This window comes from Acidithiobacillus sp. AMEEHan (assembly GCF_030996345.1).
Taxonomy (GTDB): Bacteria; Pseudomonadota; Gammaproteobacteria; order Acidithiobacillales; family Acidithiobacillaceae; genus Igneacidithiobacillus.
The window spans coordinates 1,278,888-1,299,683 of sequence record NZ_CP118747.1 but is presented as its reverse complement, the minus strand read 5'-3'; the positions used below and the strand labels follow the sequence as shown (position 1 = coordinate 1,299,683).

20 protein-coding genes are annotated in these 20,796 nt (G+C 60.6%); 7 read left to right on the top strand and 13 right to left on the bottom strand.

The window, feature by feature from the left end; all coding sequences use genetic code 11:
* Positions 1–8: 8 nt before the first annotated feature.
* Positions 9–872 (bottom strand): MBL fold metallo-hydrolase, encoded by an 864-nt coding sequence (locus ORD17_RS06555; RefSeq protein ID WP_308387507.1) that lies wholly within the window; start codon positions 870–872, stop codon positions 9–11.
* Positions 873–1,073: 201 nt separating this feature from the next.
* Between ORD17_RS06555 and ORD17_RS06550 the strand changes: the two genes are divergently transcribed.
* A complete protein-coding gene (locus ORD17_RS06550) occupies positions 1,074–1,280 on the top strand; it encodes a DUF6691 family protein (protein WP_308387506.1) in 207 nt (68 codons plus the stop codon).
* A 5-nt stretch (positions 1,281–1,285) separates the two neighbouring features.
* Here the strand turns inward: ORD17_RS06550 and ORD17_RS06545 are convergent, their stop codons facing one another.
* On the bottom strand, positions 1,286–2,074 hold the full coding sequence (locus tag ORD17_RS06545) for a hypothetical protein (RefSeq protein ID WP_308387505.1): 789 nt from the start codon (positions 2,072–2,074) through the stop codon (positions 1,286–1,288).
* A gap of 96 nt (positions 2,075–2,170) precedes the next feature.
* Between ORD17_RS06545 and ORD17_RS06540 the strand changes: the two genes are divergently transcribed.
* Positions 2,171–3,133 (top strand): EamA family transporter, encoded by a 963-nt coding sequence (locus ORD17_RS06540; RefSeq protein WP_308387504.1) that lies wholly within the window; start codon positions 2,171–2,173, stop codon positions 3,131–3,133.
* 5 nt (positions 3,134–3,138) lie between these two features.
* On the opposite strand, the gene lnt is transcribed toward ORD17_RS06540, so the two are convergent.
* The 6 genes from lnt to ORD17_RS06510 form a co-directional block, all read right to left on the bottom strand.
* Complete coding sequence (gene lnt / locus ORD17_RS06535; RefSeq protein WP_308387502.1) at positions 3,139–4,635, bottom strand: apolipoprotein N-acyltransferase; 1,497 nt, start codon at positions 4,633–4,635, stop codon at positions 3,139–3,141.
* Between the two features lie 5 nt (positions 4,636–4,640).
* Positions 4,641–5,519 (bottom strand): transporter associated domain-containing protein, encoded by an 879-nt coding sequence (locus tag ORD17_RS06530; RefSeq protein ID WP_308387501.1) that lies wholly within the window; start codon positions 5,517–5,519, stop codon positions 4,641–4,643.
* Positions 5,512–6,012, bottom strand: coding sequence for an rRNA maturation RNase YbeY (gene ybeY / locus ORD17_RS06525; protein ID WP_308387499.1), 501 nt, complete (start codon positions 6,010–6,012; stop codon positions 5,512–5,514). Before ybeY ends, ORD17_RS06530 begins: the two co-directional genes overlap by 8 nt.
* Positions 6,009–6,983, bottom strand: coding sequence for a PhoH family protein (locus ORD17_RS06520; protein ID WP_308387498.1), 975 nt, complete (start codon positions 6,981–6,983; stop codon positions 6,009–6,011). The genes ybeY and ORD17_RS06520 overlap by 4 nt, the downstream gene beginning before the upstream one ends.
* Before the next feature lie 10 nt (positions 6,984–6,993).
* Positions 6,994–8,334: a tRNA (N6-isopentenyl adenosine(37)-C2)-methylthiotransferase MiaB gene (gene miaB, locus ORD17_RS06515; RefSeq protein WP_308387496.1), complete on the bottom strand. Its 1,341-nt coding sequence runs from the start codon at positions 8,332–8,334 to the stop codon at positions 6,994–6,996.
* Positions 8,335–8,475: 141 nt separating this feature from the next.
* Entirely contained in the window at positions 8,476–9,957 is a 1,482-nt protein-coding gene (locus tag ORD17_RS06510; protein WP_308387495.1) for a protein adenylyltransferase SelO family protein, read from the bottom strand.
* Between the two features lie 80 nt (positions 9,958–10,037).
* Between ORD17_RS06510 and ORD17_RS06505 the strand changes: the two genes are divergently transcribed.
* Complete coding sequence (locus ORD17_RS06505) at positions 10,038–11,321, top strand: DUF445 domain-containing protein (RefSeq protein WP_308387493.1); 1,284 nt, start codon at positions 10,038–10,040, stop codon at positions 11,319–11,321.
* Positions 11,322–11,465: 144 nt separating this feature from the next.
* Entirely contained in the window at positions 11,466–11,795 is a 330-nt protein-coding gene (locus ORD17_RS06500) for a hypothetical protein (protein WP_308387492.1), read from the top strand.
* On the opposite strand, the gene murI is transcribed toward ORD17_RS06500, so the two are convergent.
* The 5 genes from murI to glgC are packed head-to-tail and all read right to left on the bottom strand — an operon-like array spanning position 11,792 to position 18,531.
* Positions 11,792–12,577 carry a glutamate racemase gene (murI, locus tag ORD17_RS06495; RefSeq protein ID WP_308387491.1) on the bottom strand — a complete coding sequence of 262 codons (786 nt, stop codon included), beginning with the start codon at positions 12,575–12,577 and terminating at the stop codon, positions 11,792–11,794. The two genes, ORD17_RS06500 and murI, sit on opposite strands and share 4 nt — an antisense overlap.
* Positions 12,577–13,518 carry an ROK family protein gene (locus ORD17_RS06490; protein ID WP_308387489.1) on the bottom strand — a complete coding sequence of 314 codons (942 nt, stop codon included), beginning with the start codon at positions 13,516–13,518 and terminating at the stop codon, positions 12,577–12,579. The genes murI and ORD17_RS06490 overlap by 1 nt, the downstream gene beginning before the upstream one ends.
* On the bottom strand, positions 13,515–15,515 hold the full coding sequence (locus tag ORD17_RS06485; RefSeq protein WP_308387488.1) for an alpha-amylase/4-alpha-glucanotransferase domain-containing protein: 2,001 nt from the start codon (positions 15,513–15,515) through the stop codon (positions 13,515–13,517). Before ORD17_RS06485 ends, ORD17_RS06490 begins: the two co-directional genes overlap by 4 nt.
* Positions 15,516–15,527: 12 nt before the next feature.
* A complete protein-coding gene (locus ORD17_RS06480; protein WP_308387487.1) occupies positions 15,528–17,225 on the bottom strand; it encodes a glycoside hydrolase family 57 protein in 1,698 nt (565 codons plus the stop codon).
* A 4-nt stretch (positions 17,226–17,229) separates the two neighbouring features.
* The gene (gene glgC, locus ORD17_RS06475) at positions 17,230–18,531 is read right to left on the bottom strand and encodes a glucose-1-phosphate adenylyltransferase (protein ID WP_308387485.1); all 1,302 of its coding nucleotides are present in this window, start codon (positions 18,529–18,531) and stop codon (positions 17,230–17,232) included.
* A 154-nt stretch (positions 18,532–18,685) separates the two neighbouring features.
* On the opposite strand from glgC, the gene ORD17_RS06470 reads away from it, so the two are divergent.
* Genes ORD17_RS06470 through ubiA form a run of 3 tightly spaced genes read left to right on the top strand, consistent with a single transcriptional unit; the run spans position 18,686 to position 20,670 of the window.
* Positions 18,686–19,261 carry a methyltransferase domain-containing protein gene (locus ORD17_RS06470; RefSeq protein ID WP_308387484.1) on the top strand — a complete coding sequence of 192 codons (576 nt, stop codon included), beginning with the start codon at positions 18,686–18,688 and terminating at the stop codon, positions 19,259–19,261.
* A 33-nt stretch (positions 19,262–19,294) separates the two neighbouring features.
* Entirely contained in the window at positions 19,295–19,807 is a 513-nt protein-coding gene (locus ORD17_RS06465; protein ID WP_308387483.1) for a chorismate lyase, read from the top strand.
* Positions 19,804–20,670 carry a 4-hydroxybenzoate octaprenyltransferase gene (gene ubiA, locus ORD17_RS06460; RefSeq protein ID WP_308387482.1) on the top strand — a complete coding sequence of 289 codons (867 nt, stop codon included), beginning with the start codon at positions 19,804–19,806 and terminating at the stop codon, positions 20,668–20,670. Before ORD17_RS06465 ends, ubiA begins: the two co-directional genes overlap by 4 nt.
* Positions 20,671–20,796: the final 126 nt, after the last annotated feature.

Here is a 20,796-nt window from a genome sequence, read left to right as displayed (position 1 = left end):
TTGGCTTTCTAGAGCAGGTTCACAGGAATTTTCAGATAACTGACGCCATTGGCCTCCGCTGGCGGCAAGGCCCCGGCACGCATATTTATCTGTACCGAAGGAAGAATCAGTACGGGCATGGCCAAGGTCGCATCCCGCTCGGTACGCATTTTGACGAAATCTTCTTCGCTGACGCCGTCGTGCACATGAATATTACCGGCACGCTCTTCGGCCACGGTCCACTCCGCACGCGGTTCGCGCCCCTCCGGCGGATAATCGTGACAGAGATGGAGGACGGTATCCTCCGGCATACTGAGCAAGCGCTGGATGGATCGATATAAAGTGTGTGCATTTCCGTTGGGGAAATCACAACGCGCCGTACCCACGTCCGGGGCGAAGATGGTATCACCTACAAAGACGTGTTTCCCGATCACATAAGCACTGTCGGCCGGAGTATGGCCAGGGACATGCAGCACAGAGACCTGCACGTTGCCGATGGAAAAGGCATCGCCATCCGCAAAGGTCCGATCGAACTGCGAACCATCGGTTTGGAAGCCTTCTTCGGGATGAAAGATCTTCTTGAAAGTCTCCTGTACCTGCCGGATGGCCGCGCCAATCCCGATCTTGCATCCATAGCGTTCCCGCAGCAAATTACCGGCGGACAGGTGATCGGCATGGACGTGCGTCTCGAGCACCCACTCCGGCCGCAAGTCCTCCGAGGCAATGTGGTCGACAACGGATCGTAGAGAACACTCCGTCGTGCGCCCGGACTTCGGATCATAGTCCCACACGGGATCGATGATGGCCGCCTTGCGGGTGGCCGGATCATGAACCACATGGGTGAAGGTTCCCGTGGTGGAATCGAAAAAGGTCTTGATTGCCACTTCCGTCATGGTAATACCTCCGCTTGCAAAAACCTGCAGTCACTGCACAACAGGAATTCGCCATAACAATATGTCTCCATACTTCCAATCAGGGGCTTGATTACGCCCTTTAGAATTAGTTTGTATGTATATTAGAAATAAATCAACTAGAAATGTTCGCCATTCTGCGAGATATCCCGATGACTGACCGAGCACGGATCACGGGATTTTTTGAGCTTTTCGGTGCTTGGGACCCTTCCTCTTTGGCAGCGCCTGGGGACTTGCCGGTACTGCCCCGGCCCGGCGCTGGCATCCTCGGCCACCCCGAAAGGCAAAGTCATGCTGTTCGTCGCCATGATCGTCGGGATGTTTACCCACAAGCTTTTGAAAAATGGCGGCTTCGTCAGTCCGCTTTCGACCTGTCCCGCCAGGTCGTGAATTGATCAATAGCTGCCAGATGACCTACTAGGCTCCCTACGATCCCCACCCGCCAGACGATATCCGTCTGCGTCCTTACCCCGGATACGACGCCAAAGCACTTGGCCACTCAGGCGGTTGGCGACCACGATAAAGACCTTACGATAGGCGCCCGGGGGACAGCTCAACGCTTTTACCGCATGCCAGGAGTGGTCGGTCTGGGCGAAGAGAAAACTCTGGTTGTCCAAGACCCGCGAGGCGCCCACCTCGCGCAGGTCGGAAAAATCGGGGGCCGAGTGGCGCGGCCAACGCCCCGAGTCATCCGCCAGGACCAGGGTCTGACCACCCCAGGACTCCTCCCAGTCATCTGTCGTGTTGCAGTAGAAAATGTGCGAGCCGATCTTGCGCCGCGCGTCGGTATGCGGGGATACCGAGGCACCAGCCGGGGCGTAATGCCAATGCATGGTCAGGATTACCGGGCTACGTGGACGCAGGCCGAGCATAGTGCGCCAGAAACCCAGGTAGGCTGGGGAGTGCAATTCGGCAATGAACTGCCGCCACAGGGGCGAGAGCTGGGCATCGAGGGATGGTCGGTATTGTAGGGCCAGTCGGTCATGGCTTTTTTGTCCATGGGCGCGGGTTCTTCCGACGTGATTCTCGAACAGCTCCAGGGGCGGCAACTGCGCGCAGAGTTGGGGAAAGAGTTCCGGGCGGATGAAGTCGCTGATCCGCATCCAGGGATACGGTGTAATATTCTGAAAATCCAGAGCATTGTCCAAACAATCCTGCAGTGTCGCATCGTCCAAAACCTTCACGGCTCGCCATCCTCCCATCACCAGTCACTGCAGTATAATACAGGCTAGTCTTTTGATCCCATTTACCGCGATGGGCAAACTCTCTACTCTTCGTCGATGCTGATTTCTCCCTTGCGTGTTGGTCACCTCGAGATTCCCCTGTGGGTTCCCGTCACCCTCTTTGCGGCGGTCATGCAGACTTGGCGCACCGGCCTGCAAACTCGCCTGAAAGGGATTCTGAGCGTCGATGCCGCTAGCTTTGTGCGCTATTTGTATGCCTTGCCGCTGGAGTTTCTCGGACTGCTGTTTCTGCTGTGGCGTTTCGGTGGCGCACCTTTTGCCGCGACGGACGCCCCGTTTCTGTTCTTCTGCCTGGCAGGGGGAGTGGCGCAGATCCTCGGCACACTGTTTCTCGTCCGCTCTTTCCACAGCCGCGGATTGGTCACCGGAACCGCCTACGCCAAGACCGAAGCAGCGCAACTGGTCATTCTTACGATGCTCTTCCTCGGCGCCGAGATCCAGATCCTGGCGGTGCTCGGTATCGTTTTGGCGTTGCTCGGCGTACTGCTGCTGTCTGGACAGGGATTTTCTCTACTACGGCGCGACTTTTGGCGCGGCTTGCGCGAACCCGCAGCCCGCTATGGACTGGCGGCGGCACTTTCTTTTGCTCTGGCCGCCATCGCCCTGCGCGCCGCCAGCCGGCACGGCGATCCGCATCTGCCCATCCTGGCTCTGGGACTGTGGCTGCTGCTGGTCACCAATACCCTACAAATCCTGTTGCAGGGATCCTGGCTCTTGCTCCGCAACCGCGCGGATCTACTTGCCAGCCTGCGTGAATGGCGCGTTGCCTGGCCGGTTGGTGTGCTCTCGGCACTGGGCTCCTGGGCCTGGTTCAGTGGTTTTGCATTGACGCAGGTCGCCCTGGTACGCGGCCTGGGGCAGATAGATACGCTGCTCGTCTTTTTCTTTGGCCATCGGATCCTGCGAGAGCGTCTGGGTCGCGTGGAGATCATCGCCACCCTTTTGATCGTTCTTGGAGCATTGTGTATCGTCGCGCCCGACATTCACTGGCAGCGTTGACGCGCCTACGACTGCGCCTCCCGGCGGGGCCGCAGCGCCCAAAACAGCAGGAGCAAAGAAAGGCCGAGGTAGGGCCAGTTGCCATAGCGTGCATAAGGCGTCTCGCCAGCCATCGGCTGAATGCGCGCATTGAGGGCGGCATAACTGAACTGCGGTAGTTGCGCCAACACCTGTCCGGTGGGCAGGATCACCGAGGTGATGCCGGTGTTGGTGGCGCGTATATCGGGCTTTTGCTCCTGCAAGGACTGCATCACCGCCATCTGCAGGGTCTGCGCCGAGGCCGTGCTGTGGCCGTACCAGGCATAATCACTGCTGTTGACCAGGAAGGTCGCGCCCTGAACCACCCCCTTGCGCACGTCACGAGAGAAAGACTCCTCATAGCAGATGGTCATTCCCGCCTTTTGTCCATCCACCGGCAGTACCGAAGCCCCATCTCCGGGGGTAAAACTACCAAGTCCCGGCAGAAAATGATGCACGATCGGGCCGAGAATTTTGGGGAAGGGGATATATTCGCCAAAAGGCACGAGGTGCTCCTTGCGATACCAGCGAATCGGCGCCGTTCCATCAATTTCCATCGTGGCATTGTAGTAGCGCCCGTGGGCGTCTTCGGGAATGCCAATCATCAACACGCTATGGTATTTGGCAGACCAGGCCTGTAGTTGCTGGATGAGCAGCGGAATTTCGGTCTGAAAGATGGGAAAGGCCGTCTCTGGCAGCACGACGAGCTGCGTGCCCGGCGGACTGGCCACGATCAGGCGCACATAGCGCTCGAGGATGTCGTTGATGCGGCTGGCATTCCATTTTTCCGTGATGGGAATGTTGCCTTGCAACAGACGGACCTGCAGCGGTTTTCCGGAAGGGTGGGTAAAACGGACAGTGGCAGCAAAAAGGGCTGCGGCAAAGATCAACAGAATGGCCGAAGCGCCCATCGACCAGACTGCGGCATTCCGCCGCTGGCTGATGACCCAGGCGCCAATACTCGCCACCCCTGCCGTCGCCAGGCCCACGCCATATTGGCCAAGCCAGGGAGCATAGCCCGATAGGAAATTCCCGGCCTGGGTGTAACCCACCGCCAGCCAGGGGAAGCCGGTCGCCACTCGCGCCCGAAGGTATTCGGCAAAGACCCAGAACAGGGGCAAGAGCCACCAGCGGGCCGCCGGCGAAAAACGTCGGGCGACGCCCATGGCCAGGGCCGGATACAGGGCACAGTAGGCAGCCAGCAGCGCCACCATCGCCCCGGCCAGCGGCCAATCCATAGCGGCAAAATTGTGCAGGGTGATGGCCAGCCAGTACACCCCTGAACTGAAGGCGGCAAAACCAAAGAGAAAGCCGAGACCCGCAGCACGGCGCGGCGCGCTGCTACGCTGCACCAGCAAAAAGAGAAGACCCAACAGAACGAAGGCGAGCCAAGCCTGATGAAAGGGCGCAAAGGCCAAGGGCCAGGCGGCACCAAGCGCCAGTGCCGCGAGAGCGGGCCATGCCCGGATCGGTGAAAAAGACATGCAGGTTAGAGTTCTGAGTCGCTATCGCGTTCCACCGCAGTCACCCCCGATGCGGAACTGGGAGCGGTCAGCCGGAAACTTTGCACACGCCGACGGTCAGCGCGCAGGACTTCGAGCTGCAGGCCCTGTACTCGCAGTTTTTCTCCCACACGGGGGACATGTCCCAGTTCACGACTGACCCAGCCGCCAAGGGTGTCGGCATCGTCATCCTCCAGCCGCACGGCAAAGGCGGCATTGAAATCTTCCAAAGGAATCAGGGCATTGACCAGATAGTCGCCATCTTCCCGCGGGACGATCATGACGTCTTCGTCGATGTCATATTCGTCTTCGATCTCGCCGACGATGATCTCCAGCACATCCTCGATGGTGATCAAGCCGGCAACGCCGCCATATTCGTCCACTGCCAAGGCCATATGATGACGGCCCGTGCGGAATTCGTAGAGCAGATGATCGAGGTGTTTGCTGTCGGGAATGTAGGTGGCCGGCCGCAGAAGCTCCTCGATCGTCGGAGTGGAACCCTGCTGGCAGGCGCGCAGCAGATCCTTGGCGAGGAGAATGCCGCGCACATCGTCACGATCATCACCGACCACCGGATAGCGGGAGTGGCCCAACTCCACCACGCGGCTGATGATCTCGGCTACCGGACTGTCGATTTCGATGACTTCCATCTGTGCACGAGGGATCATGACATCGCGGACGGTCATCTCACCGATACGGAAGATGCCGTCGATCATGCGCGCCGATTCGGCATCGATGATCTCTCGCTCACTGGCCTCGCGGATCAGCTCGAGCAAGCCCTCCTGATCCTCGACATTGCCTCGCAGGGACTGGGTGAAACGCTCCCACCAACCGCGGGAGCGCTCGCTACTTCGGTCTTCACTCATTTGCTTGGATACGATATGGGTCGGCCACACCCAGTTGAGCCAGTAAACGGGTCTCCAGCGCCTCCATGCAGCTGGCTTCCTGCTCTTCCTGGTGATCATAGCCCAGTAGGTGCAGAGCACTGTGGATGAGGAGATGGCGATAATGGTCGCGCAAAGGCTTGCCCTGCTCCTCGGCCTCGCGGCTGATGACCGTGGGACAAAGGAGAATGTCGCCCAAGGGGCGGCTGCGACCGGGCCAGACTTGTGCCGGTGCCGGGAAAGAAAGGCAATTGGTGGGCTGTGGCCGCTGCCGGAACTGCCCATTGAGCGCGGCGATCTCGCTACTGCCCATAAATTGCAACGAAATCTCCAGACGCTGTGCGTCTGCGTCACAATCCATCAGGGCCAAGGCGAGGGCAGCACGCAACGCACGCCGGGAAGGAATCCCTGCGCGTTCCGCAGCGGTCAACTCCGGGCTCAACTGCATCCGCAGGAGGAAGCGTGGAGCGCTCATGCGGGGGCATTCCCGCGGTCATAGGCCTGAACGATCCGTGCCACCAGGGGATGACGCACGACATCGGCACTATGAAAAAAGCTCATCGATACCCCTTCAACGCCGTTGAGGATGTCGATGGCCTGGACCAGACCCGAGGGCTGTCCACGCGGCAGATCCACCTGAGTGACGTCACCGGTGATCACCACCTTGGCACCAAAACCCATGCGCGTCAAAAACATCTTCATTTGTTCTGGCGTCGTGTTCTGCGCCTCGTCGAGGATGATGAAGGATTCGTTGAGGGTGCGGCCGCGCATGTAGGCCAGGGGCGCCACCTCGATGATCTGCCGTTCCATCAGCTTGGCCACCTTCTCAAAACCGAGCATCTCGTAGAGGGCATCGTAGAGCGGGCGCAGATAGGGATCGACCTTTTCCGCGAGCCCTCCAGGCAGAAAGCCGAGGCGCTCTCCCGCTTCCACTGCTGGCCGCACCAGGACCAGACGTTGCACCTGCTGTTTGTCGAGCTGCTCGACGGCGGCCGTGACCGCCAGATAGGTCTTGCCGGTACCTGCCGGACCGATACCGAACGTCAGATCATGCTCGCGGATGGCCTGCAGGTAGCGCCGCTGCCGCGGCCCGCGGCCATTGATCCAGCCCTTGCGGGTCAGGACCCCCGCCACCTGCGCGCCGCCATCGTCGCTTTCCGCTTCCAGGCGCGTGGCCTGGATACAGTGGTGCACCCACTGCTGGCTCAGGGAGCGTCCCTGCCGCACCTGCCCGTAGAGTTGCCGCAATACATCCGCGGCAGCCTGCACGCTGGCAGGCTCACCACTCAGGTGGTAACGTTCGCCGCGCTGGGAGATGACCACCCCCAGTCGCCGCTCTACCTGCTTGAGATGGGCGTCCAGTTCCCCCGCCAGCGCCGCCAACTGTGCGGCACTGGCCCCCTCGGCGATGAATTCCCGGTGTTCCGCCGACGTGCCAGGCTCCATCGATAGCGTCTCAGGAGGCCGCACGCAGGCCTGTCAGACGCCCGCGCAGACTGTTGGGCAGGGCTTCGGTGATCTCCACTGCCAGCATCTGACCCGCCAGTCCCTGGGGACCGGCAAAGTTGACCGAACGGTTGCAGCCAGTTTTGCCGGTCCACTCATTGGGGTTGCGTCGCGACGGGCCTGTCACCAGGACATCCTGGGTACTGCCCACCAGGGCACAGCTGTAGTCCTGCGCCAACTGGTTGATACGCGCCTGCAAGATGGCGAGGCGCTGCTCCTTGACCGGCTCAGGCACGCTGTCTTTCAGCTTCAGGGCCGGGGTATTGGGGCGGGGACTATATTTGAAGGAAAACGACTGGTCGAAACGCACCTTGTCGATGAGGTCCATGGTCGCCTGAAAGTCGGTATCGGTCTCTCCCGGAAAGCCAACGATGAAATCCGAGGAAAAGCGGATCTCGGGACGCGCCTCGCGCAGGGCCGCGACCTTGTCGAGGTATTCCGTGACACTGTGCTTGCGGTGCATGCGCCGCAGGATACGATCAGAACCACTCTGCACCGGCAGATGCAGATGCGGCGCCAGAACCGGCAGATCGCGGTGCGCGGCGATCAAGCGCTCGTCCAGGTTATTGGGGTGCGAGGTGGTATAGCGCAGACGCTGCAGACCCGGCAACACCGCCAGACGACGCAGAAGCTCGGCAAAATCGGCATCACCGATCAATCCAGAAGGCGCACGGTAGGCATTGACGTTTTGCCCAAGGAGAGTGATTTCTGCAACTCCCTGATCGAGCAGCTGGCGCACCTCACGCACGATCTCCGGCAGCGGCCGGCTATATTCACGCCCGCGGGTGTGGGGAACGACACAGAAAGTGCAGAACTTGTCGCAGCCCTCCTGTACGGTCACAAAGGCGGTCGCACCCTGCCTTCCCGGCCGCTCCGGCAGGCGGTCGAACTTTTCCAGTTCGGGAAAACTCAGGTCCATCTGCGGCTGCCGTTCCGCCAAGCGGGCATCAAGCAGGTCCGGCAAGCGATGCAGGGTCTGCGGCCCAAAGACGATATCGACAAAAGGCGCCCGCCGACGCAGACGCTCACCTTCCTGGCTGGCGACACAACCGCCCACAGCGATCAAGGGCTGGGGCTCGCGCTCTTTCAGTGGGCGCCAAAAACCGAGTTGGGTATAGACCTTGTCCTCCGCCTTTTCACGGATGGAGCAGGTATTGAGGATGAGAAGATCCGCCGCCTCTGGAGTCTCGACGAGCTTCATGCCGTGACTGCGCGCCAGCAGCTCGGCCATGCGCTCCGAGTCGTACTCGTTCATCTGACAGCCAAAGGTTTTGATGTAGAGATGCCGCAAGTTCGCTTCCCAGACTTCCTTTCAAATCGCCATGATACGAGGGGGACAAGGGGCTGGCAAGGCAGCTGCGGATCCCCTCGCCACGGCAGTTGCTGCCCCAACGCGAGTAGAGGATCGGGTAAGCGAAACATTCGCGGACCCTCAGGTGCCACAAAAAGTGCGGTACGGTCCGAAGCTGCCGGGCATTGGTTCGCTGTAGGGGAGATACTCGGGGCGGGCGCGGTAAGGATCGGCAAGGACGGCGAGGAGCTTTTCCAGGGGACGGGAATCGTTGCCCTGACTGGCCGCGGCCAAGGCGATTTCCACCTGATGGTTACGCGGGATGTAGAGCGGATTGACCGCATCCATGGCAGCAGCCACAGCGGCATGGGGACGGGCATCGCCCAAACGAGCGAGCCAACGCGCATGCCAGGGGGACCAGCTCTCCGGGATCGCGGGAATCCCGAAACGCTCCCGCTGCGCTGGGTCCATGCCCTGCAGGGCTGCCGCCAGACTGCGGAAAGCGAGGGTGAAATCCGCGTGCTCTTGATGCAGCAGCAGCAGGAAGTCCTCCATCAGCGCGTCATCCTCTTCGCTGACCTCTGTAATCCCGAGTTTCTGGGCAAAGATCTCCCGCCAGGACTGCTGATAGAGCTGGGGAAAGCGCTGCAAGGTCTGCGTGAGGCGAGCAATGGCCTGGTCGACATCGTCGTCCACCAGCGGCACCAGACATTCCGCCAGCCGCACCAGATTCCACTGCCCGATCCGTGGCTGCTCGCCATAGGCATAGCGGCCATTCTGGTCGATGGAGCTGAACACCGTGCCCGGATCGTAAGCATCCATAAACGCACAAGGGCCAAAATCGATGCTCTCCCCGGCGATACTCATGTTATCGGTATTCATGACGCCGTGAATGAAGCCCACCCCCATCCATTGCGCGATGAGCCTTGCCTGCCGCTGCATGACTGCATCGACAAAGCCGAGATAGCGCTCACCGCCGGACAGCTCGGAGAGTTCGGGATAGTGGCGCGCGATGGCATAGTCGGCGAGGCGACGCAGCAAGTCCTCCTGCTCGCGCACGGCAACAAATTGAAAGGTACCCACGCGCAGATGACTGGATGCCACTCGCGCCAGGATCGCCCCTGGCAGCGGCTGCTCGCGCTGCACCGCCTCGCCGGTGGCGACGACCGCCAGCGCGCGAGTGCTCGGAATGCCCAAGGCATGCAGGGCTTCGCCGATGACGTACTCGCGCAGCATCGGCCCGAGCGCGGCCTTGCCGTCACCACCGCGGGAGAAAGGGGTACGTCCGGAGCCCTTCAGGTGCAGGTCCCAGAGGTTACCCTGGGGATCGCGGATTTCGCCCAGCAACAACGCGCGGCCATCGCCAAGTTGCGGATTGAAGACGCCAAATTGGTGGCCAGCGTAGGCCTGGGCAACCGGGCGGCTGCCAGAGGCCAGACGTTGCCCGGAGAAGAGTGCCGCGCCCTCGGCACGCAGCGTCGCCACCGACAAGCCCAGTCGTGTGGCCAAGCCCTCGTTCAGGAGCAGGAGCTTGGGCTCGGGGATGACAGCGGCCTGCCACTCGCTATAGAGCCCCTGCAATCGTTCGGCGAAGTCGCTTTCCAGCTGGATTTCCGTTTCCATTCCCTGCTCCTGTCTGCTCCCGCTCACAATGACAGAAAGGCCAATGCCCGGGCAAGAGAGGACAGTGCTATGCTTGGCGCATGCAAAGTCAGACTTCCAGCAAACGCTTGCGCCGGAATCGACGCTGGGCACTCGCCCTTCTCCTGCTCGCCTTCGCGCTTTTTGTCTGGGCCTCTTTGGAGAATGGGCAAGGGGCCTACGCTTGGTTGCTAGCCGCTAGCGAGGCGGCCATGGTCGGCGCCCTTGCCGACTGGTTCGCAGTGGTAGCGTTGTTCCGCCATCCCCTGGGAATTCCCTTCCCGCACACCGCCATCCTGCCACGCCGGCGGGACCAGTTGGCGCAGCGTTTGGCGGAGTTCATCCGCGAGCATTTTCTGCAGGAAGACGCCATCTTACGCCTCGTCCAACGTTATTCCCTGGCAAGTGGACTGGCTTCCTGGCTACGTCGACCGAAAAATCGCGCGCTTTTTGCCGAACAGGTGCAACAGCTCGTCTATCGCGCCCTGCAACTGGCGCAACTGGAGCCCTTGCGTCAGAGTCTCGCCAAGAGTCTGGGGGCACAGCTACGGCAACTGGACTTGTCGCGCTGGACGGCACAGCTTCTGCAACTCCTGACGGAAGATGGCCGCCACCAGGCCCTGCTCAGCGACGCCATCGCCCGCCTCGATGACTGGCTCACGCAGGAAAGCGTGCAAGAAGAATTGGCGGAGCAAATCGAGAGACTGCTGCAACGCGCCTATCCCACGCTGTTTTCCTGGCTCGGCGCGGTCGTCGACCCCGCCACCCTCAGTCGCAATCTCGCCCGCAATCTGGTGCGCGCGGCACAGGAAACCTTGAGCGAGATCCATCAGGACCCCGAACACCCCAAGCGCCAGGCCTTCGATCGTTGGCTCCAAGAAAGTCTCCTGCGCCTACAGCAGGATCAGAGGCTGCAGGCACGCATCCGCCGCTGGCAGGAAGGGCTGCTCGCGCATCCGGCGGCGCGCGATTACGTAGCCCGAGTGGTAAACGACCTGCAGCAATGGCTGTTGCAGGACCTGCAGGCGTCCCCGTCGCGCAGTCGACAGCTCTTGCACAAGGGCGCAGGCTGGTTTGGCGACTTGCTCGATACCCAGCCACAGCTGCGCCAAGCGATCGACGGCTACGTGGAAGAAAGCGCGCGCCGCCTGCTACCCACGGTACAGGAAAGCTTCACCAAGCATATCGAAGATACCATCCGCGCCTGGCCAATGGCAGACATGATCCGTGTCCTGGAGGAAGGTATTGGCAGCGATCTGCAATACATTCGTATCAATGGCACGGTGGTGGGTCTGCTGCTCGGACTGCTCATCCACGCCCTCTTCGTGCTGCTGGGTTCCCTATGAATGGCTCTTTCGGGACTTCTGGTGCGGTGGCGAGCGGTCCGATCGGGGCAGCGCCGGCAACGTCAGCCAGCATACGCGCGGATCAAGGAAACGGAACATTTTTTGCTTTCTTCAATGCAAGATTTTACCGAAGAGGAGTAGATCATGAAGCCGTTCCTTGTCAGCACCTTTGCCTGTGCCGCCCTGCTCTGCAGCAGCAGTATCGCCTTTGCCGCCAATGCCAGTGACGCCCAGAAGGCCATCAGCGCTGCTCAAGCGGCCATGGCCAAGGCCGAAAGCATTCATTACCAGTGGTTGGATACTCCGAAATTCCTCAAAGAGGCGGAGGCCGCAGAAAAGGCCGGCAAATATGATGAGGCGGTCGCCAAGGCACAGCATGCAGAGGAGCTGGCCAAGCTCTCCTACGCCCAGGGGGAAGCGCAAGCCAAGAAGTACAATGTGACCCTCGGCGAGAAAGGCATCACCCTCAACTAAAAGGGCAGGATTCGGGCGCGTACTCCCGCGCCCTGCAGGAGCCTTTGCGCAGCAGCCATTTTCTGGTCTGCATCAGCCGACGCGGCAAAGTGGAGGGTCAGCAGGTCGGTATGGCTGGCGGCCGCCGGCGGCTCGCGGCGCAACAAGAGTCGGTAGAGCTGTCGCGCTACTCCGTCGTTGCCGTCAAAGATGGCGTTTCCAGCAGACCACACCGAGATTTCGTCGCGTAGCCAACAGTAGTGGGTGCAGCCCAACACCAGCGCTGTGGCGTTCCTGGCGTGTGCGGCAATCTTTTCCTGCCAATATTCGCTGGCGCGCTCACGCCAATCCGCTTGTTGCCCCTCGATGATCTCCATCCAGCCCGGACAGGCCAGCGCCCGCACCCGACGTTCTGGATCACAAAGCTGTAGAAGTTTGTCGAGCTTGGCGCCACGCACGGTAAGCTCGGTTGCCAATAACAGCACTTCCCCCCTGCTTTCCTGCAGAGCGACCTTGATGGCGGGCTCGATGCCGATGATGGGCATGGACGCGTACTGGCGCAGTGGTGCTGCGGCGGCACTGGTGGCGGTGTTGCAGGCGATCACCAGGGCATCGACATCGAGCTGCAAAAAGCGCCGGTAGGCATCCTCCGTAAAGGCCTGCACCTCCACAGCGCTACGATCACCGTAAGGCGCGTTGACGGTATCCGCAAAAAAGAAATATTCCGCATCTGGAAGATAGCGGGTACAGGCCAGCCAAGTACTCAGACCACCGAGGCCCGAGTCAAAAACACCAATCCGCATCAGGCGGCCAGAACTTCCCGAGCGAGCAGGGCAGCGCCGCGCATACCGGCCTGGTCATCGCCATTACCGGCGGCGATTTCGACGGTGTCCTGCAGTGCCGGAATCATGTTGCTGCGCAGTTGCCGACACAGCTCTTCGCCGAAGCAATCCCAGGCGGCACTCAGGCCCCCGCCTACCCGAATCTGGCGAGAGTCCAGCACCTTGACCACGTGCGCCAAGCCCTGCCCGAGATGCTCCGCCAAGGTTTGGAACGCCCGCAATGCCCCGGGATTCTGGTCCTGCGCGAGCTGGGCGATGATCTTGGGATCCGCCGGCATGCCGGTGTATTCCAGATAACTCGACACCAGCCCCTGCGCCGAGGCGTACTGTTCCAGGCAGCCCTGGTTGCCACAGCCGCAACGCCGTCCACCTGGGACCACGATAAGATGGCCAATCTCCATGGCCGCTCCGTCTTCCCCCCGCCACGGGCGCCCGGACTGGATCCACCCCCCCCCCACGCCGGTACCAAGCCCAACGTAGATTAAAGACTGGATTTCGGGATGATCCTGGCGCAACGACCAGAACTCGCCAAAGGCCGCCGCATTGGCGTCGTTTTCGAGCAGCACTGGCACCTGCAACTGCTCGCTGAGCTGTGCTTCCAGAGCAAAATTTTCGAGATGTGGGATATTGGGTGACTGCCGCAGCACCCCATCGGCGGTGACAAAACCCGGAAAGGCTACCCCCACTCCGTCGATCTGCGGACATTGCTCGCGCAAGCGATGATAGCCACTGGCAAGGGCCTCCAATACCAACTGCTGCGCCGCGCCTGCCTCTCCGGCCCGGGCGCAGCGCTCCCGCAGATTCAGTTCCGTGCGGTAGCTGGCGACACATTGTGCACCGTCAAAAACGCCAAAGCGCAGGTTGGTGCCACCCACATCCACCCCGAGATACCAAGCACTCATGCGCGCCCCACCTGGATTTGCAACGAGGCAGAAAATTCCTCGCCAAAGGCCGACCAAGTCAGCTCCAGCACCCAAGCCTGCATGATTTTTTCAAAGCCGGCCTCGGACTGCGAAACCGTCCGGTGTGGCCAGGCCCGCCAGGCCGTCTTACCGGGAAGCAGAATCTCGACACTGCCACCCAGCACCGCGTCATCGAGACGAAATTTCTGTGCAGTACCGGAGAGCTCCGCGGCGAAGCCCCCGACAACGGCTCCATCCACAGACAAGCAGCCCGCCGGTCCATCACAACTCGGCATGGCCAGATAGATGCGCGTGGAGAACGTCGTCGCGGCATCTTTTGTTGCTTTGCCGGCGTAGCGCACGGATAGGCAACCGTTGCGCAGAGCAAAGGATTTTTCGAGTTCCCAGGTCTCGTGTCGGGCCAGAAACCGCGGCGTCTTCGCCTCAGCAATAGCTTGATAATGCAGCGCCTCGCCGCCTAGGTGATCGACAAAGCTCTGACAGGGGAGATCATCGAAAAGCAGATCGTCCGCATGAATGACGGTCTTGAAACTGACCCGGTCATGGGCAGAGGCGATGCCTCCAGCATTCTCGGACTCTGCCGCGCCTTCTCCCTGGCGGATCTTGTCATAGTAGGCCTCGTCGCGGCGTGCCAGGGTATCGGCAAAGTCATGCTCGCTCGGGTAGTGATTCCACTCCTGGATGCTGGCGTACGGCAGATGTAGCACGATCTGCATCTGCGCGTCATGATAGAAGCACTCTTCGCGGCCATCGAGATCGACATCTTCCCAGATCATCGCAGGCCGTTTGCGCACTTGGTCGAGCCCTGCCTCCAGACGCGTCAGGTGATGGTGCACGGCACGCCGCAAATGCGGTAGATAAATGCCGCCGAAGAGCCCGTGCCAGTACGCATCGTTGGCCTGCGCCGCGTGCAGATCGGCACGCAGGGCCTCAGACTGGCGTCGCTTGGGCAGGGCATGAAAACGTGCGGACAGCTGCAACATGCGCTTGTGCATCCAGTTGGATTCCGGATAGCGATGCAGGAAGCCTTTCCAGATTCCCCCGCGGATGAGGGCCTTGCGCGCATCCAGACGCCCCGCATCACGTTCCTGCTGCAAGAAGCGTTCATACTCCCGCGCCACATTAGGGCTCAGGGTCCATTCGTTCATTTCACTGTAGGACACCGTCGGCAGGTAAATCATGCCGCGCGGGCGCCGGGTCTTTCGGTAGGCGGCAAAATGCTGCGTTTTGATGCTCTCCAAGGCAAGTACGCCCTCGATAAACTGCGCCAGCCAGCCGCGCTCGTAGACCCAGTTGTAGGTTTCCGGCCAGAGGCCGAATTTCTCGATGTCATCGAAATAGATCGCCGCGCTACCTGGCTGTTGCGCGCCTAGCGCATGGAGAAAGGCAATGGCATCCGCCACCTCAGAAAAGGGCAGGCGGTAGCGCAGTGCCTCGGAGATGGGGAAGACATCGATACTCTGGCCATTCTCCTCAGTACGATAGAAACTGCCGAGCTCGTCTCTTTCCAGTCCCGCGCAAAGAAAATGGTAGTCATCGACCACGACATAGCGAATGGCCGAATCGACCAGCGCCGGAACCACCGAGGGGTCCCAGACGCGCTCCGTCAGCCAGGCACCTTCCGGGCGTTGTCCAAATTCTTCCTGTAGCCGGTGACTCATAGACTGCAATTGTTCGATGCGATCGATATACGGAATTGCAGCCAGCACCGGCTCGGTATCGCCAGCCCCTACCAACTCTACCTGGCCACGCGCCACCATACTGCGCAGGAGCTCCATGGTCTGGGGATGTCGTTCGGCCAGGTAGCCCAACAACCAGCCACTGCTATGAAAGGCAAAGACAAAGTCAGGATAGCGATCAAGCACCTGCAAAAACGGGTGGTAACAGCGCGTTACCGCGTCGTCGACGACCTCGGGAAAATTGCCGATCGGTTGATGGGCATGGACTCCAAACAGCAGGGACAGGGCATCGGGCATCGTTTGCTTTCCTCAGGTGTGGCCACGGCGCATGGTACCACCGGCCTCGGCGCTGCCGCCGCCGTGACTGATGGCTTGATCGAGTTCCGCTGGCGCTGGCTGCTCCAACAAATCGTAGAGTTGCCGCAGGTGATCGCGGTACAGGCCATCAAAATCCCGTACGGCATCACCCGGGTTGTAGTCGCCAAACCACCAGAACCAGTCCGACCCCTCACAACGAGCGAGCTGTTGGCGAATCGCTTCCTGGCGCTCAACAGAAAAGCTGCCGATCTTGCGGTCCACTGCCTCCTTGGCATGGCAAAGCAGATCCCAGGCCCGATTCTTTGCCGGGTCGCCAATCCAGGTACTGAAATTTCCATAGACCCAGCTACCCGCTGCGAGCTTGGGCAGGGCCTTGGCGGTATCGCCGTGATCGCGCACGTAGTCGGCAAAGGTACAGAGCTGGATGTGCGGGTGGTTACTCAGGAGACGGTAGAGTTCGCTGAGAAAATAATAGCCGTTGTAGGGATAGTACTCCCAGGCATTCTCGCCATCGAGAATGACGCTGACCACCGGCGCCGGCTGATCTTCGGTATCGCGCCAGATCGCTTCCAAGCGTTGTACGAAGTCCGTGGCCGCGTCATGCCCGGACCAGGTCTTGTAGTCGAAGCCGATGCGATCCGAGAGGGAATCATCGCGGAAGAACAGATGCGGTCCCTGGGGGGTCGAGCGATAGGCGCCATACAGGTACGCTGCCCGTCCCTGGGCGGGAGAGCGATCCGGAAAGGAGTGATGCAGGCTGCGCCCGAGGACACCCTCCCCGGAGGCCGTCCACTGCAATCCCTCGTCTCCCAGCAACTCCACAAACTCTGCGGAAACCCCCCCCTCGGCCGGCCAGATTCCCCGGGGAGGCGCGGAAAAATGCTGGCGATGACTCGCCAGCGCCTGCCGCAATTGCCACTGTACTCGTTCCTTGCCACCCGGGTATTGCGGACTCTCGGGCAATGGCGCATCCGGCAGCCCATCCTGGGCTGCCCGAAAGTCGAGCAGCAGCGGGGCAATCGGATGCTGGTACGGCGTGCTCGAGAGCTCGATCCGGCCCGCCTGCGCCAGAGCCTGATAACGCGGCAACAGGCCGGCAACGGTCGCACCCAGACAGTCGAGCAGCGCCAGGCGGTCGGCGGCCGAGAAGCCGCTGCCCTTGGCCATCAACTTCTGGATCGTTGCACTTTTTCGGCGCAGGGTCTCGCCGGTCCAGGCCAGGTGATACCAGACCAGGAGATCGGCGAGATATTGTACCGAGAGGTAATCGCCCATCTCCGCAGCGTCTTGCCGGATGAATTGCCAAAGGTCGAAGAGACGCCGGTAGGCGGGAAAGGGATTGAGCATGTGCTCAGGGTCCAGACGAAAACACTGGTCGAGTATGCTGTGCCGGTCTGCCAGGGCAAGGGTCTTCAGGTCGGGGGTGGCCAAGGCCCACAGCAGAGGATCACGAAACTGGCGCGTGCGAAACTGCTCGGCATAGTCGTCGAGCTGCTCGACCAGCACCGGAACGAAATTGAATACCGCCCGCGCCAGAGGATTTTCCTCCAGATGCGCGACCATATCGACGTAGTCCTTGCAGGCGTGCAGATAGGTCCAGGGAAAGCGATATGTCCCTTGGGCATCCCGGTAATCCGGCTGATGCATGTGCCAGCAGAAGACGACGTGCAGGGAGCGCGCTGGCGTCATGCGGCTACCGCACAAAGTGTAGCTGCTGTCCGAGAGATTCGGGGGTGATCAGGGTCACGCCGTTGGGCGTACGATGAAAACGCCGCGCATCCTCTTCCGGGTCTTCCCCCACGACCAAACCCGCGGGGATCACCGTGCCCTTGTCCACCACCACCCGGCGCAGCCGCGCGCCCTCGCCCAGTCGCACATTGGGCAGAATGACCGAATCTTCGATCAGGGTGTGACCATCATTGACCCGCACATTGGAGAACAGCAGCGAACGCCGGACCGTCGCACCACTGATGATACAGCCGCCAGAAACGATGCTATCGAGGGCTACACCGCGACGACCATCATCGTCGAAGACAAACTTGGCCGGTGGCAGCTGTTCCTGATACGTCCAGATTGGCCAGCGGCTATCGTAGAGATCGAGATCCGGGGTCACATGCACAAGATCGATGTTGGCGGCCCAGTAGGCATCGATGGTACCAACATCGCGCCAATAACAGCGATGACTGTCGGAGCCGCCCATGCCGGTGGTCACACAACTGTGGCGGAAGCGATGGGCCATCACCCGGTAGCGAGAAATCATGTAGGGGATCAGATCGTTGCCAAAATCGTGGCTGGAGTGTGGATCATCGGCATCACGAATCAGCTGTTCGTAGAGGAAGTCCGTATTGAAAACATAGATGCCCATGCTGGCCAATGCCTTTTCGGGATGGCCGGGCAACGGGGTCGGATTTTCGGGCTTTTCCGTGAAACCGACGATGCGATCCTCGTGGTTTACCGACATGACGCCAAAGGAGCGGGCCTCCTGCAGCGGTACCTCGATACAGGCCACGCTCATATCCGCCTGACTCTGCACGTGTTCAGCCAGCATCTGGCCATAATCCATGCGGTAGATGTGGTCGCCGGCGAGGACCATCACATAGCGGGGACGATGCGCCCGCAGGATATCGATATTCTGAAAGATGGCGTCGGCGGTACCCTTGTACCAGCCGGTATTCATGCGCTGCTGCGCCGGAAGAAGCTCGATGAACTCGCTGAATTCGCCACGCAGGAAGCCCCAACCGAGTTGCAGATGACGAATCAGACTGTGGGCCTTGTATTGGGTCAACACCCCTACTCGGCGAATACCGGAGTTGATACAGTTGGAAAGGCAGAAATCGATGATGCGAAACTTCCCACCAAACGGTACGGCAGGTTTGGCGCGCCAATCCGTCAGGGGGCCGAGGCGGCTACCCCGCCCACCCGCCAAAACCAAGGCCAAGGTATTCTTGGTGAGATTGCTGACGAAACGCGGTGAATTCCCGAGGGCTTCGGACATATTGGCGACTCCCGAGGCAGATGGCCCAAAAGACTTTCGTTAAAGTTAAGTATAGTGACTCTGCCGTGCTTCCCCTCTTCCTGCTAGGCTTGTAGGAGAAAATACCGCATACCCGGGCGCTGGAGCAAGGCACCCGCGCTGGACAGGAAACGTTATGGGCATGAAGACGCAGCAAAAAAATACCGGATTCTGGCACTTCACCCGGGAATTTTTTCGCGATCCCCGCGGTATCGGTGCGCTGTTTCCCAGCTCCCCATTTCTCGCCCGACGCATGGCTGAGCTGGTACCCGCTGGCGAGGGTGCAGTGGTCGAGCTCGGACCGGGACTCGGCCCGGTGACCCGCGCCCTGCTCGAAGGCGGCATCGCCAAAACCGATCTCATTCTGATTGAGCGCTCTGCCAACATGGTACAGCACCTGCGGCAGGAATTCCCCGGGGTGGAGGTCATTCATGGCGATGCCGCTGAACTGGCCTCCCTGATTAGCGATCGCTCGCCGGTGCGCGCCATCGTTTCCAGTCTGCCCCTACGTACCATCCCACCGAATATCGTCGGACGTATTCTGGCGGAAGTCCCGAAGTGTGCGCGGCGTGGTACCGCCTTCATCCAGTTTACCTATCACCCCCTACATTCCTGTGCAGGCCTGAGCGGCAAATTTACCCATCAGCGAGCCAGCTATGTATGGCGCAACCTGCCGCCGGCACGAGTCGATTGCTTTCACTTTGGCGATTGACCACCTCAAGCAAAGGCCGGATCATGGCAGTCCATGATCCCTTCGCGTCGCCACCGTAACCACGCTGCCCGGACACTCTGGCCTTGGTTATGTCTTCCCGCCTCCCTCACCGCTGCCTTGCGTCGCGCCTACGATGCAGCAGAGTGGCCCCGCGCGCGGGTGCTCGGCTGTGGTCGTGCCCGCCCCCATCCCCGGGAGCGTCGCGCTCTTGGCCTGAATCGCTTGGCCTGGGTCTATTGGCGAGAGGTGGAGCTTCATGGTCCCGATCCGCAAAAACCCGCCATCTGGGCCCGCTCTAGTTTTCCCTTGCGCGCCATAAGCCAAGGGCTGCAGCCCCTTACCCGTCATGGTAGCCGTCCTATTGGCAATACTCTATTCCGGCATCGACGCTTGCAACGCAGTCCGCTCCAGATCGAGGTCACCCCTGCCTTTGGTCAGCGCCGGCGCTGGCGGCGCAGCTCTATACTGCAGCGCGGGGCGCGACGGGTCTGGGTAGAAGAGCATCTCCTGCCCGACCTGCCGCGCTGGCGCGGGCGAGGCCGATGAACCGCGCTTGGCGTAGCCGTATGGCGGCATACGGGGCGCTGATGCGCATCGATCGCCCCATCGGCACCTTGCTCCTGCTCTGGCCCACCTATTGGGGGTTATGGCTGGCAGCCGGCGGCACGCCACCATTGGCGCTGTTCCTAATCTTTACCCTGGGAACCTGGCTGATGCGCTCAGCCGGTTGCGTCATCAACGACTATTTCGACCGCGACTTCGATCGCCAGGTCGCCCGCACCCGTAACCGGCCCCTAGCCAGTGGCAAGGTTCGCGCCCGGGAAGCATTGCTGCTGTTTTTTGTGTTGTGCCTGTTGGCGGCCGCACTCTTGCCGTTTTTGAATCTCCAGGTGTTCTATCTCGCCATCGTTGCCGTGGCCATCAGTGCCGCCTACCCCTTGTTCAAACGCTTCACCCATCTACCTCAAGCCTTTTTGGGTCTTGCCTTTTCCTTTGGCATTCCCATGGCCTTTGCGGCAGTGCAGGAGCGTGTACCGGCCATGGCCTGGTGGCTGATGCTCGCCAATGCCTGCTGGGTGATTGCCTATGATACCGCCTATGCCATGGCCGACCGGCCCGATGACCTGCGCGCCGGGATTCGCTCCACCGCCATCTTGTTCGGACGCTTCGACTGGCTTGCCATTGCGGCTTTCGAGGTGGTCATGCTGGCCATTCTGTCGGTCATCGGTCTGGAGCTGCAGCTTGACTGGCCGTACTGGTTCAGCTTGGCCGGCAGCGCAGTGCTGTTTCTCTACCAACAGAGTCTTCTCGATGGCGATCGCGACAAGGCCTTTCGCGCTTTTCTGCATAACAATTGGGTGGGATTATGGATTTTCTGGGGACTGGCAGCCTCTCTCGGTCATGCCTGAAGGAAGAATCAAGGATCACTTATACACAGTCTAGCCATGTACTGACGCTGACACGCAAGAATCAAGCAGTTAGCGCGCGGCAGAAAAATTACTTTACTAAACAATGAGTTAAAAACGCCTACTTTT